This is a genomic window from Rothia nasimurium, assembly GCF_049068285.1.
Taxonomy (GTDB): domain Bacteria; phylum Actinomycetota; class Actinomycetes; order Actinomycetales; family Micrococcaceae; genus Rothia; species Rothia nasimurium_I.
The window spans coordinates 1-15,064 of record NZ_JBLKPV010000005.1; the positions used below are offsets into that span (position 1 = coordinate 1).

Consider the following 15,064-nt stretch of genomic DNA (forward strand, 5'->3'; position numbering starts at 1 on the left):
AAAATCTGACAAAAAATGTTGAGCAAGTCGGCGTAGGGTGCGGTCGTGGGTGCCCCTGCTACGGGCCGGCTTCGGACACCCCGGTGCGCGTCACCTTTGAGGGACAACGAATCCCCCTGCCCTGACCCCCGCAAAACCTGCCCACACACAAAGCCGCCCCTCTCAGATGAGAGGGGCGGCGTGCGTCCTTAGACCAGAAAAACCTAGTGGTGCTTCTTGCCGGGCAGGAAGTGAACGACGGTTGCGATAACGCCGCCCCAGACCAGGCCCACAATCATGGAGCAGAAAGTATTGACCAGCCAGGTGACAAACCCACCCAGGTGCTCAACATAGTGCTCCAGATGGTGAACAAAGGCGTAGGGGGCTTCCCACCAGTGCATGTCGTACAGGCCAACCAGAATAATGTGGCCACCCACCCAGAGCATGGCGAAGGTGCCGACCACAGAAATCACGTTCATGACCACGGGCATGGCTTTCACCAGGCCCAGGCCGAACTTCTGAGCCCCGGCAGATTCCCGGCGGGCCATGGCCAGGCCGATGTCATCCATCTTGACCAGCAGACCAACAGCCCCGTACACCAGCACAGTAATGCCGATACCCACCACGGCCAGAATGACAGCCCGGGACCAGAAGCCCTCAGAAGCAACCTCATTCAGGGCAATCACCATGATCTCGGCACTCAAAATGAAGTCGGTGCGGACGGCTCCCGAAATAACCTTCTTCTCGGCGTCCTCACCCTCAATCACAGCCGGGGTGTCATGCTCCTCGTGCTTGTTCTTGGAGAACATCTCCAGGACCTTCTCGGCCCCCTCAAAACAGAGGTAAGTGCCGCCCAGCATGAGCAGGGGGGTCAGCAACCAGGGCAGGTACTGGCTCAGTAACAGGGCCGCAGGCAGGATGAAGAGCAGCTTGTTCCGCAGGGAACCCACCGCAATTTTCTTAATGATGGGAAGTTCCCGCTTGGGCTCAATACCCTGAACGTACTGGGGGGTGACGGCGGCGTCGTCCACGACCACACCGGCAGCCTTGACGCTCGCCCGGCCTGCCGCAGCCGCAATATCATCAGCACTTGCCGCTGCCAGCTTGGCTAGAGCCGCAACGTCATCCAGTAGAGCCGCTAAACCACCGGCCATAGAAATCTCCTCAAGGAAAAGGGTTGTGTTTCTTCCTAAGAATACTGCCCCCGCCCCTCTCTGGCGCGTAGACCCCGCGCACACTTTGGCGGGCAGGGTCTAAAGCGGGGCTAAGGGGGGTAGGACGGGGGCGGGCGGCTTAGGCGGTGACCTCGGCGGCGTCGAAGGTTGCGGTATCAATAACCACGCGGAACTGCACGTCCCCGGCGGCTACGCGCTCGTAGGCGGCGTCGACCTCGTCCACGCCCACCTTTTCAATGACTGCCGCAATGCCGTGCTCAGCGCAGAAGTCCAGCATCTCCTGGGTCTCAGGAATACCGCCGATGTTGTTACCGGTCAGCACTTTGCCGCCCCCAATCAGGCGGTTCATGTGGATCTCCAGGGCCTCTGGGGGCAGGCCCACCACAGAGAGAATACCGCGGGGTTTGAGTAGGGTTAGGTAAGAATCCAGGTCAATCGGGGCTGAAATAGTGTTGAGGATCAGGTCAAACTCACCCCGGTGGGTCTCAAAGAAGCCCTCCTCGGTGGTGGCCAGGGTGCGGGTCGCTCCCAGGGCGGTGGCAGCGTCCGCCTTCTTGAGGCTGCGGGAGAGCACGGTGACCTCAGCGCCCATAGCGGCGGCAATCTGCACGCCCATGTGCCCCAGGCCGCCCAGGCCCATGACGGCTACCTTCATGCCGGGCTTGACGCCCCAGCGGGCCAGGGGCGAGTAGGTGGTGATACCGGCGCAGAGTAGGGGAGCGGCCACATCAAACTCCAGGGCGTCAGGAATCCGCACCACAAAGTTCTCGTTGACGGTAATTTTCTGCGAGTACCCGCCCTGGGTGATAGTGCCGTCCGTATCAAGAGAGTTATAGGTGCCAACAGCCCGGTTCAGGCAGTTATTCTCAAAACCGGCCAGGCACTGCTCACACTCCCGGCAGGAATTGACCAGGCAGCCAACGCCCACGCGGTCGCCTACCTTGAAGCGGGTGACAGCAGAACCCACCGCCTCAACGGTTCCGGCAATCTCGTGGCCTACAGCCAGGGGGAACTTAGCCGGGCCCCACTCGTTATGAATCGTATGAATATCAGAATGGCAGATACCGGCTGCCTCAATCTTAATGACCACATCATCTTCACGCGGATCTCGGCGCTCAATCTCAGTGACCTTGAAATGCTGGTCGGGGCCAAATTTTTGCAGGGCTTTGACGGTGTAGCTCACCGGTTTCTCCTCGGGTCCAAAGGTCTGTGTAAACCCTACTCTACGCCTGATTGCTCCCGCCGGTCAGCCCGCAGTCGTCGGGGTGCTGAAGTGAGTGAGTGGTAGTTGGGTCGGTGGTGCTCTATTAGGACTCGGCGGGGTGGTTTGGGTGGGGGGGGGTGGGGCGGTGTTGCCGCCTAGAACCCTGACGGTAGGGGGGTATTCTGTGGATTTTTTGAGAGTGCGCTGACTAGCGGGTTTGCTGTTTTTGTTATCAGTTCGTGATGTAATAAGTTGACTGACTATATTTGTTATGGTTGATTTGATGTAATGCCAATCACTAGGGTGAAGGTGCTCTGGGGCGAAAGGAAGAGTTATGGCTCTTGTAAAGACAGATGGTGATTTTTTGAGAAGATTTCTATTTTTTCTTGGCATTGCGGTAGTTGCTCTAATCGCATGGTTTACAGTTGGAAACGCTTATAGCGACCCAGTTTATATTGGATATTTTTGGGGAAATATATACATATCCCTCTTGTCTTTGTTCGTGCTCTTGTCAATCGCCTCAGGATATTTCTTGGGGAAATATTTAAATACTAGTAAAAATTTTTCAAAAAATTCTTATTTGGGTTCTATTGGTGTTTTTGGTTGCTTCTCCTTGGCAGTTTCCACAGCTTATCTGTTTGGCGTGGGAATCGGGGATGCGCTTAGAGGAAATTATATATATGAAACATTATTCAAATTGTCTTTAGTGGGATTCTTTACATCATTAATCATGGCGCTAATATCCTTGATAATTTATTCTTCTTCAAAATATAAAAAATTTTTTAAATAATTACTCTTTCACACTTTTGGACGTAGCGTCCCACGGCGCTCTTAGAAATCCCTAACTCGTTAGCGATAGCTCTAACAGATAGCCCTTGTGCACGGAGTTCCGCAACCTGCTCACGCTTGGCATTCACGCGGGCGAGCAGATTCACTGGGGCGCGGTGCCCTGCATCGGTCAGGTGCCCAGGGGTTTGGATGGTAGCCAGGGGTCTGTATACCCCCTGCTCTACGGCTGATCGCTCCTTGTGGTCAGCCCGCAGTCGTCGGGGTGCTGAAGTGAGTGAGTGGTAGTTGGGTCGGTGGTGCTCCGTCAGAGCTCGGCGGGGTGGTGTTGCCGCCTAGCACCCTGATGGTAAGTGTGTCGCGGATTTTTTTAATGTGTGTTTGATTAGGGATTTTAGTGGTTGTGTTATCAGTTCGTGATGTAACAAGTTGACTGATTGTATTTGCCATGATTGTATTGATGTAATGCAAATCACTAGAGCGAGGATGCTCTGGGTTGAAAGGAAGAACAATGATCCTCGTAAAGAAAGTTTCAGCAGGATCTTTTGCTGGTGTGCTGGTTCTAAGTCTGCTGGGAAATTCCCCTGTATCTGCAGATGAGCATAATAACTTACGATCCAGTAATTGATAGGATGCCTTGTGTTGAATTAGATCCTGCTGGACAGGGCGCAGCTGCTGCAGGAATTGCTGCAATGGTTATTGCGGTTGCAACTGCACATGGGGTATGTCCTGATGAGGGTAAGCTAAGGGTATATATAAATCGTGAAGCAATCTGCTTGAAAGAATAGATGAGGAAGGTGGTTTCTGTGCGTAATCAGTTCATGGGAAGCGTGATTTTCACATTATTGTTTTTAGTCAGCATCTCAGCTTATCTTATTTCAAGAGAACCAACCTTAGATAGTGTAATTTTTGGACTTGTTATGACAGGCATTGGAACTTCCATAGTTTACGCATCTGGAAAAATTTCGAATGCAGCGAGAAAATAAACAAAGAAAGGCCCTGCATGGATTTTTGTGCAGGGCCTAGCAAGTCAATACGCTACTTGTTGTTGGCATTCGTATTCTTGGGTGTATCGTCCAGCGGTGCTTTTAGAAATCTCTAATTTTTCGGCAATTGCGCGGACGCTTAGGCCTTCCGTTCGGAGGGCAGTGACTTACTCACGTTTGGTGTTGGTGCGGGCGAGCAGATTCACTGGGGCGCGGTGCCCTGTATCGGTCAGGCGCCCAGGGGTTTGGCTGGTAGTCGGGGGTCTGTATGCCCCTTACTCTACGCCTGATTGCTCCCGCCGGTCAGCCCGCAACCTCAGCCAGTAGGCCACCGGCCCCACAATCGGCACAAAGAAAGTGAAAAGAAGCCACTTAAGCTTCTGAACCTCCGATAGGTGCGGCTGGCGGTGAATCGTCAGCACACAGTACAGGGCCATGCCCACAGCCAGGAACAGCACCGCATAAAAGAACCAGCCAAACAGGGTCAGGGACGTCCCCGCCCCGCCAACCTGCCCGGCCGCCGCCAGGAGGGCGGGGGCGTCCACACGGACTGGGCTTACGAAAAGAAAAATCATACCTACCATCTTAAATGAGGACGAACAAGGGCGGGTGCCCCTCCACCACAGGAGGGGCACCCGCCCTCTAACAATAAGCTAACTAGCCTATATGCACTACCGGCTATGCCTTGCGGCGGCGGGCAGCCAAGGCCAGGCCACCAGCAACCAGGGCCAGCGCACCGGCACCAGCGACCACACCTACAGCAGCACCGGTCTCAGCCAGGTGAAGGGGGCCACGGGTAGAAGAGCCAGAGGAAGCAGAAATCTCGCTGCCATTCTCAGCCTTATTGGTGTAGTTGGGATCAGACTCGCAACCCACACCATTGTTATTAGCGTCCAGGCCCTGATGGAAGCCCTTCTCATCAGACTTAATGGGTCGGCCCAAATCCTCCCAGACAGCCGCACAGTTCTTGTACTCGAAGGCGGTAGCGGACGTGCTGGGGGCAGCTACCGCAGACTCAGAAGGAGCCACAGTGGGCTCAGCAGTCGCCCCGGCTGAAGGCTCAACAGTAGCCTCAGCAGAAGGAGTCGCAGAAGGCTCAGCAGTCGGTGTTGCAGTAGGCTCAGCAGCACCGGTGAACTCAGCGCTCAGACGAACAACAGTGCCAGTGTTACCGCTAGGATCAACCAGAGTAATCTCATGCTGGCCGTTAGCAATACCCTGACCAGCCAGGTCCAGAGAAACCGCAGCCACGCCGTCCTTCACCTCAACGGTGCCGACCTCAACCTCGCCAACCTTCACGGTCAGAGAAGCCAAGGCAGGAGCGCCGAAGCTCTTGACGTTCAAATCAGACAGGGTGAAAGCCAAGGTGCCGTTCACATCGTAGGACGGAGCCAAATCAGCAACCCGCACCGCCTGCTTGGCGTAGTTAGGCTTAACCACCTGGGCATCACGGAAATAAGTGATGAAAGCATCGGAATCAACCAGGGCGGTGTCCTTAGCGTTAGCGCCCTGAGCCAGGGTGCCGAAATTATCGCCACCACCCAACAGGAAGCTAGGAATCGCCACCGTGAAGGTATCGGTATCAGCGACCTTCTTGCCGTTCACGAAAACGTCCTTGATGTTAGAGCCCCGGGTAGCGTGACCCTCAGCATCAGCAGAACCGGTGTAGGTGTAAGTAACGTTCGATGAGAAACCCAGCTGCAGGTAGGGGCGGGAGGCAATCTCACCGCTTGATGTGACCTGCCACTGCTCCTCCAACACAGCCTTAAGCTGGGCACCGGTCAACTCGGTGGTCCACAGGTTATTAGCGAAGGGGGTGGTGTTGACGATATCCATCACCCGCACGTTCTTATTAGCCGCCAAATCGAGGCTGGTGCGCAGGCCACCAGGCAGCTCATCGCGCAGACCACCGGGGTTCACAATACCAATATCAGCGGGAGTACGGCCGGTTGAATTAGCCGCAGCCAGGTACATGTCAGCAACCAGGTGGCCCAAGGTGGACTCAAAATTACGGTTATCGAAACCACCCTGGGAATCCTTCGCAGAATCCCAACCAGTAGTGATAGGGCCGGTAATCTCACCAACCACAACAGAACCCTGCTCAGTTGCATAGGCATTAGCGTCGTTAACGATGGTGTTAACCTTAGCCAGGACGGGGTCAGCAGCAATCTGCTCATCCGTCGGAGCGCTCATGCGGGGCACCAAAGACGAAGCGTAGGCAGTAACCTCACCGTTTGCGTCCACGGTCAACTGCACCTTACCCAGGTTATTACCGTAGTTACCGGTCTGCACAACCGGGCGGGTCTTGCCGGGCTGGCCGGGAACAGCGCCGTCCAGGGTGTACTCAGCGTGAGTGTGGCCGGTGAAAATCACGTCAACAGCGGCACTGGTCTTGCTGACAAGCGCATCAGAGGCCGGATTCGCCGTATCAACACCCTCGTGGTACTCCGCGATAATCACATCAGCTTCACCATTGGTAGCGTCACCGTCAGACAGCTGGGCGGCGTACTTATTCACGGCCTCTACCGGATCGGTGAAAGTTACAGACGCCAGCTGGGAGGGGTCAGTCAGCTGCGGGGTTTCGGTGGTCACGGCACCAATCACAGCGACAGTCACCCCATCAACCTCAGTAGTGTAATAGGGCTTCAGGGCCGGGGTGCCATCAGCCTTGACGACGTTCGCACCCAGGTAAGCGAAAGAAGAGCCAGGAATAATGCGCTGGGTCAGGTCGTCCAAGCCAGCATCAAACTCGTGGTTGCCGACGGCGCTCGCAGCCAACCCCAAAGCGTTCAGGTAAGCCAGGGTGGGGGCGTCCTTCTGCACGCTAGAAACGTAGAGGGAAGCACCGACGTTATCGCCGGCCGACAGCAGCAAAGAACCGCCGGGGGCGGCGGCACGTTCGGTCTGAATGGTGTTCGCCAGGCCCATAGCGATACTGGAGGACATGCGGCCGTGGAAGTCATTGATATTCAGCAGGGTCAGCGTGGTGGACTCGGCTGCGCCAGCCCCGGGAAGAGGGGCAACGACGAGAGCCAGGACGGTGGCACCGGTTGCGGTAATACCCGCAAGACGGCGTGACAGGGGAGTGGTCATGCTCGTTCTTTCGTGTGTACTGAGATGGGGTGTTCCACTCAACAGAATATCCCGCCAGGGTGGCTCTTGGCTTTCTTTTCGGTGACTTTGAGATGAAAGATTCCCGCCGGTAAGGGGCGGTAGTTAGTCCCACCGGTAGGTGCTGAGACACCTACTTCTGGGTCTAACTACCTACAGCTAGGAGGGTCAGCTGAGCTTCAACCGCCTCAATCAGCTCGGCCAGGGTGGTGATGTAGTACTTCTCCGCCAGCGTCACAGCGTTTTCACCGGGCAGGCCCTCAGTGGCGAAGGAACCCAACCCAAATGAACTCCCGGCAGGTGCCGGGGCCGGGGCGGTGCCGTCCTGCCCCACAATGCTGCCGAAGGCGCTGCCAAAGGTGGGTGATCCCGAGGCCTCACGGGTCAGGGTGTAGCCGTAGGCGGTGGTGTCTGCGTAGCTGATATTGAGGACGTACTCGACCTGCACGCCGTCTTCGGTACGCTCGATCGAGAGGTCGGCGTCATCGAGGAACTCGCCGTCGAGCTCTAAGCCGCCGTTGTATTCCAGCGCCCAACCGAACTTACGGGCCAGGGCAAAGGCGGTTTCTTTGATGTGGGTGTGCTGGGGGTCGATAGCCATGGTTCTCCTCGGACGCCGGGTGTACCCCTCTACTGTACTCGCCCCGCACAACCGGCATATCCGGAACATGTTCCGGAAACCTTCATATGTAACGGCAAAGCCCACACATATGAAGGTTTCCGGCACGTTAAAAGCGAAATGGAGGCCGGCCCTTCCCAGGGGGCCTACCTCCATTTCAAAAACGCTACCCACACCCCTGCGGGTAGCTATCAGAGACGAAATAAAAATTGAAACACACTCATACTCTGAAATCGCAGGCCAACAACCCAAACTTTGTTGCACCTGCTCCATATAGTATGCCAGCTGATACTGAGAAATTTCTATGCAGAAGCGGCTCTGGGGCTGTACGTTCTAGCCTGTCACCCCAAAAATTAACCAAAAACCCCGCCTTGACCTGTGCAAACAGGAAGGCGGGGTCGATTGGATAAATATTCAGAAAAATGTTGGAAAAAACTAGACTAGGCTAGTTCGTCCAGGTTAGCTGACTCAGGGACCTTCACGCGGGTATCCATATTCAGAGTCTCACCCCGGAAGAAGGGCTTAAACTCCTTCCGCCCCATCAGCAGGCCCATCAAGCCAAACCCAATTACAAAAGAAGCTACCGCAGTGACAAAGACACCGCTGGTGCCCAGCATCTGGGTGTAACCGTACTCCGGGTCAGCCATGTTGTAGAGCGAAATAACCAGAATCGCGGTCATCATCAGGCCGCCGGTAGCCGGAATCAGCAGGCGGAAAACAATGTTGCGGGCGCTAGTGAAAATATCGCCCCGGTAGTACTTGATGCAGGCAAACGAAGTCACCGCATAGTACAGGGCCACAGCCACACTGGCAGCCTCAATCGTATCGGCCAGCATATTCTCGCTGATGTAGGTCATGCCCGCATAGAAGAGGGCAGAAGTGACGCCCATGTAGACGGTAGAAGTCTTGGGGGTCTTGAACTTGGGGTGGACGTCCCCAAACTTAGCCGGAATGGACTTATAAATCGCCATGGCAAAGATACCGCGGGAGGAGGGCAGAATCGTGGTCTGGCAGGTTGCCAGGGCAGACACGGCCACCGCCAGAATAATCACCCAACCCCAAGAGCCCAGGGCGGCGTCCTTGAAGGGGGTGAAGACGTCGTCCGAATTATCGGGATTTGCCAGGCCAATGCCACCCGAACCGGCGCCCGCGTACATCAGGGCCACCACAGTCACGAAAACGTAGGTGACCACCAGAATAGAGCTGGACAGGACGGCCGCGCGGCCGGGGGTGCGGTGGGGGTCCTTGGTTTCCTCGGCGATAGCCAGGCAGGTGTCCCAGCCCCAGTAGATGAAGATCGCGATCAGAACCGCCTGAATCATGCCTGAGAAACTAGCCTCAAAGGGGTTAAACCAGGCCATATCGAACTCAAAGCCCTCAACGGCGCCGGAAGCCAAAGAATTAAAAACCCCCAGGGCCAAGAGCACAATCGCCACATACTGAATACCAACTAGTATCCACTGGGTCGCTGACCCAGCCTCAATATTGCGGTAGGAAATCCAGGTGGTCAGGGCAATCACCAGAACACCGGTCGCCACAATAACGTGCTTGTTATGGGCCAGATCCTCCTGCCCAAGCAGCAACCACATATAAATAGCCGCAATCTGGGTCTGATTCGCCATAGCAATCACACCCGCCACAATCACGCCCCAGCCAGAAATCCAGCCGGTCTTCGGCCCAAAAGCCTTAGCGCCCCAGGTGAAGACCGTACCCGAATCCGGCACCGCCTCATTCAGCTCCTTATAGGAGAGCGCCGTCAGGAGCATAGGGATAAAGCCCAAAATCAGGGCGATAGGGGCCTGGTAGCCCACGGCTATCACGATGAAGCCGATTGAGGCAGCCAGTGAATACATGGGGGCGGTTGACGCTACCCCGATGACGGTTGAAGAAGCCAGCCCCAGGCGCCCTTCGGCGAGGCCTTTGTGGCGGAAGTCGTTGGTCATTGTCGCTAAAGATCATCCTCTGCGGTGAAGCGCTCGCGCCCCTTCGGCGCCCCGGCCCAGGGCAGGGAAGGACGCAGATTGAGTGGCAGGGGGCAGCTAGAGCACCTCGGGTGGTGGTTAAGAACAGCTTTCAGTATAGGCATGCCTTTCCTCTGCATGAAAAAGGACGCCCCCGCCCGGCTTTTAAGAAGTCGGGCGGGGACGTCCTGACGGTATTTCTACCTGGGGTGGTGGTTACTTGCCGCGGGCTGCCTGCTTTTCAGCCTGCTGGCGGTCGTAGTCCTCCCAGTAGGAGCGCTGGGTGAGCTGGTCGGTGCCGTCCCAGGCGTCCAGGTTCTTGATTTCGGGCAGGTCGGAGGCCTGGAAGATCGGTTCGAGGCCGGCTGCACGCTGGGCTTCGTAGTTGCGGAGCACCTTCATGACCTGCGGCATGAGCAGACAGACTGCTGCCAGGTTGACGATGACCATACCGCCGTTGAGCAGGTCGGCCAGGTTCCAGAGCAGGTCGATGGAGGCGATAGCGCCGAAGAAGACGAAGATGATGACGATGGCACGGAAGATGTTCATGGGCAGGTGCTTCTCGGTGACGAACCGGATGTTGGATTCACCGTAGTAGTAGTTGCCGATGATGGATGAGAAGGCGAAGAGGGAAATTGCCACGGTCAGGAAGTGAACCGCCCAGGGGCCGAGCTGGCTGGAGAGGGCTACCTGGGTGAGGGTGCCTGCGGCGCTCTTATCGCCGTAGGGGATGTCGCCGGCAACCAGCACGATGAAGGCGGTGACGGAGCAGACCAGCATGGTGTCGAAGTAGACGCCCAGGGCCTGGACGAAGCCCTGCTTGGCGGGGTGGGAGACGGAGGCGGTGGCACCGGCGTTGGGGGCGGTACCCATACCTGCTTCGTTGGAGAGCAGGCCGCGGCGCATACCCTGGGTGATGACGCCAATCAGGGTGCCGGTGACGAACTCCTTCAGGCCGAAGGCGCCAGCGAAGATGTCGGCCAGGACGCCGGGGATAGCGCCCAGGTTCATGGCGACAATGATGAGGCCGAGAATCAGGTAGAGCACGGCCATGAAGGGAACCATGATCTCGGTGACGGAGGAGATGGTGCGGATGCCGCCGAAGATGATGAAGGCTGAGATGATCGCGATGACGACGCCGATAATGACGCGGAAGCCCATAGCGCTGGGGTCTGAGGCGTCGATGCCGAAGGATGTGGCGGTTGCGCCGACGATGGCGTTGGTTTGAACAGCAACGAAGACGAAGGCGTAGGTGATGACGATAAAGGCGACGAAGATGAGGCCTAGCCAGCGGGCGTTCAGGCCGCGGGACATGTAGTAGGCGGGGCCACCGATGTAGGAGTCTTCGCCCTTGCGCTTATACAGCTGGCCGAGGAGGGATTCAGCGAAGGCGGAGGCGGCGCCGACGGAGGCGATAACCCACATCCAGAAGACGGCACCGGGGCCGCCCATGGTGATAGCCATGGCGACACCGACGATGTTGCCGACGCCAACGCGGGAGGCTGCTGAGACGGTGAAGGCGCGGAAGGCGGAGATGCTCTTCTTGCCGTTGTACTCGGTACCTGCCGGGTCTTTGAGGGTGCGGACCATTTCGCCGATTAGGCGGAACTGGACGCCGCGGGTGGCGATGGTGATGCCTAGGCCGACGGCGACCAGGGCGTACATGAGGAAGTTGGCCCAGAGTGCATCTGAGATGCCGGTGATCATCTCGGTTGCTCCAGCGGTGGATTCGTTGATCCAGTTCACTGCGTTGAGCAGAATATCCATGCGTGCTCCAAATCGTTAAAAGGGCAGACCGGTCCGGGGTATGGGTGGGCGCGGTTGCTCGTGGTGGGGCCCTTGAGCTGCGGCACGGTGGGCAGTCAGGGGGTCAAGTCACCGGCTTGAGGGCGGTGAACGCTAGGGGTAATTCTCACAGTTCGCTTGTGTTTGTGCAAAACAGGTTCGGTGTGATGTTGTCGTTTCGTGGGTCGTTTTAAACGGGTAGGTACCATCTGACTCGGAAAAACCCACGAACTAGATGGGTTTTTCTGAGTTAGGTGGTACCTACCGGGTGAAGGGGCGGACGTTAGGCGCTGGGGCGGGGGGCGTCCGTGTTGTCGGTGAAGACGTCGGGGATGCCGTCGGCGTTTTCGTCCACAGATTCCTTGAGGGCTATTGCCTTGTAGTGCTTGTTGCGGGCTGAGAGGATGATAGCGCCGAGGATTGCTGCCAGCAGGGAGCCGATCATAATGCCGATTTTGGCGTCTTCGGTGTGCAGGGAGCCGGTTTCGAAGGAGAGCTCGGCAACCAGCATGGAGACGGTAAAGCCGATACCGCCGGTGACGGCCAGGCCGATAACGTCAATCCATTTGATGTCGGGATCCAGGTTGACGCCGCGGAAGCGGGTAATGAGCCAGGTCGTTCCGGTAATGCCGATGGTCTTGCCCAGCACCAGGCCGACCATAATGCCAATGGCAACGGAGTCAGCGAGGGCGGTTTTGAGGCCGTCCCAGCCGCCGATAGCAACACCGGCTGAGAAGAAGGCGAAGACGGGGACGCAGAAGCCGGTGGAGAGCGGGCGCAGACGGTGTTCGAGGGTTTCGGCCAGGGAGGCGTGGGCGTCGGCTTCCTTGGCCTGGGCGGTCATGCGGACGGGGACGCAGAAGCCGAGGATAACGCCTGCGATGGTGGCGTGGATACCGGATTCGAGGAAGAGGGCCCAGGTGATGAGCCCCAGGGGCAGGAGAATAACCCAGGCGGCCCACTTCTTCTCGTGGAAGAATTTTTCGTGCTTGTGGGTCAACCAGAAATATAGCCCAATGGGAATAATAGAGATGATGAGGTACCAGGCGTGGAAATTGCTGGTGTAGAAGAGGGCAATAATGACGATGGCAATGAGGTCATCGACAACAGCCAAGGTCAGCAGGAAGGTCCGCAGGGCAGCGGGCAGGAAGGTGCCCACACCGGCCAGAACAGCAACAGCAAAGGCAATGTCGGTGGCCGCAGGAATCGCCCAGCCGTGCACAGCCGTCTCGTTGCCGTGGTTAATAGCGAAGTAGAGGATGGCCGGGGTCATCGCGCCACCGAAGGCAGCTGCCACCGGGACAACGGCCTTACCCGGATCGCGCAGGTCGCCGACGACGAACTCTTTTTTCAGTTCAAGGCCGGTGAGGAAGAAGAAGACCGTGAGCAGGCCGTCAGCGGCCCACAGGTGCACGTTCATCATCAGGTGGCTAAAGCCGGGAATGTTGAACCCGAGTTCGGTATCTCGGATCCCCTCGTAGAAGTGGGCCGCCTGCGTATTGGCAAGGACGATAGCGGCTACGGTGGCGATGAGCAAGATGAAGCCACCGACCGATTCCTTCCGCATAATTTCTGAAATGCGGCTGGTTTCAGCGTAGGATCCGCGGGAAAAGAGGGCTTCCTGGTGAGGCTCGGTGGACATGCCCCTCCTTATGGGTTGTAGAGGTTATATGGTGTCACGTCTTTAGTTCCCATTATGCTCCTTTAGCTTTGCTTTAGCCCCGCTTATCTCACCTGGTATGCAGAACCGCACAGTCTGCGTCCGCCCTGAATGGGGCCTTAAAACCCCAAGGGACCGCTTACACAGCGGTCCCTTGGGGGAGGGACAGGCCCCTTTAGGCGGTAGGACGGGGGGCGTCCGTGTTGTCGGTGAAGACGTCGGGGATGCCGTCGGCGTTCTCGTCCACAGATTCCTTGAGGGCAATTGCCTTGTAGTGCTTGTTGCGGGCTGAAAGAATCACTGCACCGAGCAGGGCTGCGCCAACAGAAGCCGTCAAAATAGCAACCTTAGCGGCGTCGTTGTAATCAGAGCCCAGGCCGAAGGAAAGCTCAGCAATCAGCAGGGAGACGGTGAAGCCGATACCGGCCAGGGTGGCCACACCGATAACGTCAATCCAGGCGATATCGGGGTCAAGGTTAGCACGGCGCAGGCGGGTAATGAGCCAGGTGGAGACGGTAATACCGATCATCTTGCCGAAGATAAGTGCAGCAATAATGCCGTAAGCAATGGGTTCGGTCACGGACTCAACAAAGCCGTTCCAGCCACCGATAGCAACACCGGCTGAGAAGAAGGCGAAAACGGGGACGCAGAAGCCGGCAGAGAAGGGGCGGATCCGGTGTTCCATAACCTCGGCCAGGCCGTGGTGGGCGTCCGCCGCTTCGGTGCGCTTGTTCTTACGCACCGGAATCATGAAGGCCAGAATGACGCCTGCAATGGTGGCGTGAATACCGGAGTTCAGGAAGAGGGCCCAGACCACGAAGCCGATAGGCAGCAGGATGAACCAGGCGGCGGCGGGGGAGAGATGGAAGAGCTTCTCACCCTTGCGGGCCACCAGGGCGTAGAGGGCAATCGGAATGATGGACAGAGCCAGGTAGCCGACCTTGAGGTCGGTAGTGTAGAAGAGGGCGATGATGGTGATGGCAATGAGGTCATCGACGACGGCCAGGGTCAGCAGGAAGGTCCGCAGGGCAGAGGGCAGGTGGGAGCCAATGACCGCCAGGACGGCCACCGCGAAGGCGATATCGGTAGCTGCGGGGATTGCCCAACCGCCGAGAGCTTCATCGCTACCACGCAGGTTGATGAGGGTGTAGATAATGGCAGGCAGGGCCACGCCACCGGCGGCAGCCACAATCGGCACCAGGGCCTTGCCGGGATTCCGCAGGTCGCCCTCAACAAATTCCTTTTTCAGCTCAAGCCCAACCAGGAAGAAGAAAACCGCTAGCAGGCCGTCCGCAGCCCAGTGGCCGATAGAAAGCTTCAGCTTGAGGTCCCCAATGTAGGTGCCCAGGTAGGTGTCGCGCAGGCCGAAGTAGTGCTCGGCAGCGGCGGAGTTAGCAAAGATGAGGGCGGCGACGGTGGCCACCAGCAGGATAATGCCGCCGGTTGATTCTTTGGAGAGGATTTCTGAGATGCGCTGGGATTCCTTATAGGATCCGCGCGATAGGACGGTGTTCTGTGAGGACATTCGAGGCCTTTGGGGTCGTGTTTCTTGCGTAACCGCCACCCTTTTTGCCGCATGAGGTGGGCTGAGGGGGCGGACGCGCTCGCGTTGGCCACCCGGTTCCAGCCGGTGGTTGCGGGGTTGGGTTGGCGGGCCGACCAGACTTCCCGGCACACCTTAGTAACCCAGCTTATCAAATGTGGGGTGGGGAAATCTAGGCAACCTCGAGCCCGGTGTGTTCTGAAATTTCTCAGTGGGTAGGACGGAAACTATTTACACAGCAACTTCTCAAAGGCA

The 15,064-nt window shown here is 57.4% G+C and carries 12 protein-coding genes; 2 read left to right on the top strand and 10 right to left on the bottom strand.

What is annotated here, in order from left to right; translation table 11 throughout:
* Positions 1–203: 203 nt before the first annotated feature.
* Positions 204–1,133: a DUF808 domain-containing protein gene (locus ACMXX3_RS05625; RefSeq protein ID WP_421083770.1), complete on the bottom strand. Its 930-nt coding sequence runs from the start codon at positions 1,131–1,133 to the stop codon at positions 204–206.
* 139 nt (positions 1,134–1,272) lie between these two features.
* Entirely contained in the window at positions 1,273–2,337 is a 1,065-nt protein-coding gene (locus ACMXX3_RS05630) for an NAD(P)-dependent alcohol dehydrogenase (RefSeq protein ID WP_421083771.1), read from the bottom strand.
* A gap of 355 nt (positions 2,338–2,692) precedes the next feature.
* On the opposite strand from ACMXX3_RS05630, the gene ACMXX3_RS05635 reads away from it, so the two are divergent.
* Positions 2,693–3,148: a hypothetical protein gene (locus ACMXX3_RS05635; RefSeq protein WP_421083772.1), complete on the top strand. Its 456-nt coding sequence runs from the start codon at positions 2,693–2,695 to the stop codon at positions 3,146–3,148.
* Here ACMXX3_RS05635 and ACMXX3_RS05640 read toward each other — a convergent pair.
* The gene (locus ACMXX3_RS05640) at positions 3,141–3,293 is read right to left on the bottom strand and encodes a helix-turn-helix domain-containing protein (RefSeq protein WP_421083773.1); all 153 of its coding nucleotides are present in this window, start codon (positions 3,291–3,293) and stop codon (positions 3,141–3,143) included. The genes ACMXX3_RS05635 and ACMXX3_RS05640 overlap by 8 nt on opposite strands.
* Before the next feature lie 648 nt (positions 3,294–3,941).
* On the opposite strand from ACMXX3_RS05640, the gene ACMXX3_RS05645 reads away from it, so the two are divergent.
* On the top strand, positions 3,942–4,130 hold the full coding sequence (locus ACMXX3_RS05645) for a hypothetical protein (protein WP_421083774.1): 189 nt from the start codon (positions 3,942–3,944) through the stop codon (positions 4,128–4,130).
* A gap of 275 nt (positions 4,131–4,405) precedes the next feature.
* Here ACMXX3_RS05645 and ACMXX3_RS05650 read toward each other — a convergent pair whose 3' ends face one another.
* From ACMXX3_RS05650 to nhaA (ACMXX3_RS05680), 7 genes are all read right to left on the bottom strand, one after another.
* The gene (locus ACMXX3_RS05650; RefSeq protein ID WP_421083775.1) at positions 4,406–4,705 is read right to left on the bottom strand and encodes a PLDc N-terminal domain-containing protein; all 300 of its coding nucleotides are present in this window, start codon (positions 4,703–4,705) and stop codon (positions 4,406–4,408) included.
* A 103-nt stretch (positions 4,706–4,808) separates the two neighbouring features.
* Positions 4,809–7,223, bottom strand: a complete 2,415-nt coding sequence (locus ACMXX3_RS05655) for a 5'-nucleotidase C-terminal domain-containing protein (RefSeq protein WP_421083776.1) — start codon at positions 7,221–7,223, stop codon at positions 4,809–4,811.
* A gap of 163 nt (positions 7,224–7,386) precedes the next feature.
* Positions 7,387–7,842 (bottom strand): hypothetical protein, encoded by a 456-nt coding sequence (locus tag ACMXX3_RS05660; RefSeq protein ID WP_421083777.1) that lies wholly within the window; start codon positions 7,840–7,842, stop codon positions 7,387–7,389.
* A 458-nt stretch (positions 7,843–8,300) separates the two neighbouring features.
* Positions 8,301–9,803: an APC family permease gene (locus ACMXX3_RS05665; protein WP_421083778.1), complete on the bottom strand. Its 1,503-nt coding sequence runs from the start codon at positions 9,801–9,803 to the stop codon at positions 8,301–8,303.
* A 234-nt stretch (positions 9,804–10,037) separates the two neighbouring features.
* Positions 10,038–11,588 (bottom strand): alanine/glycine:cation symporter family protein, encoded by a 1,551-nt coding sequence (locus ACMXX3_RS05670; RefSeq protein ID WP_421083779.1) that lies wholly within the window; start codon positions 11,586–11,588, stop codon positions 10,038–10,040.
* A gap of 301 nt (positions 11,589–11,889) precedes the next feature.
* On the bottom strand, positions 11,890–13,248 hold the full coding sequence (nhaA, locus tag ACMXX3_RS05675) for a Na+/H+ antiporter NhaA (RefSeq protein ID WP_421083780.1): 1,359 nt from the start codon (positions 13,246–13,248) through the stop codon (positions 11,890–11,892).
* A gap of 193 nt (positions 13,249–13,441) precedes the next feature.
* A complete protein-coding gene (nhaA, locus tag ACMXX3_RS05680; protein ID WP_421083781.1) occupies positions 13,442–14,791 on the bottom strand; it encodes a Na+/H+ antiporter NhaA in 1,350 nt (449 codons plus the stop codon).
* Positions 14,792–15,064 lie beyond the last annotated feature (273 nt).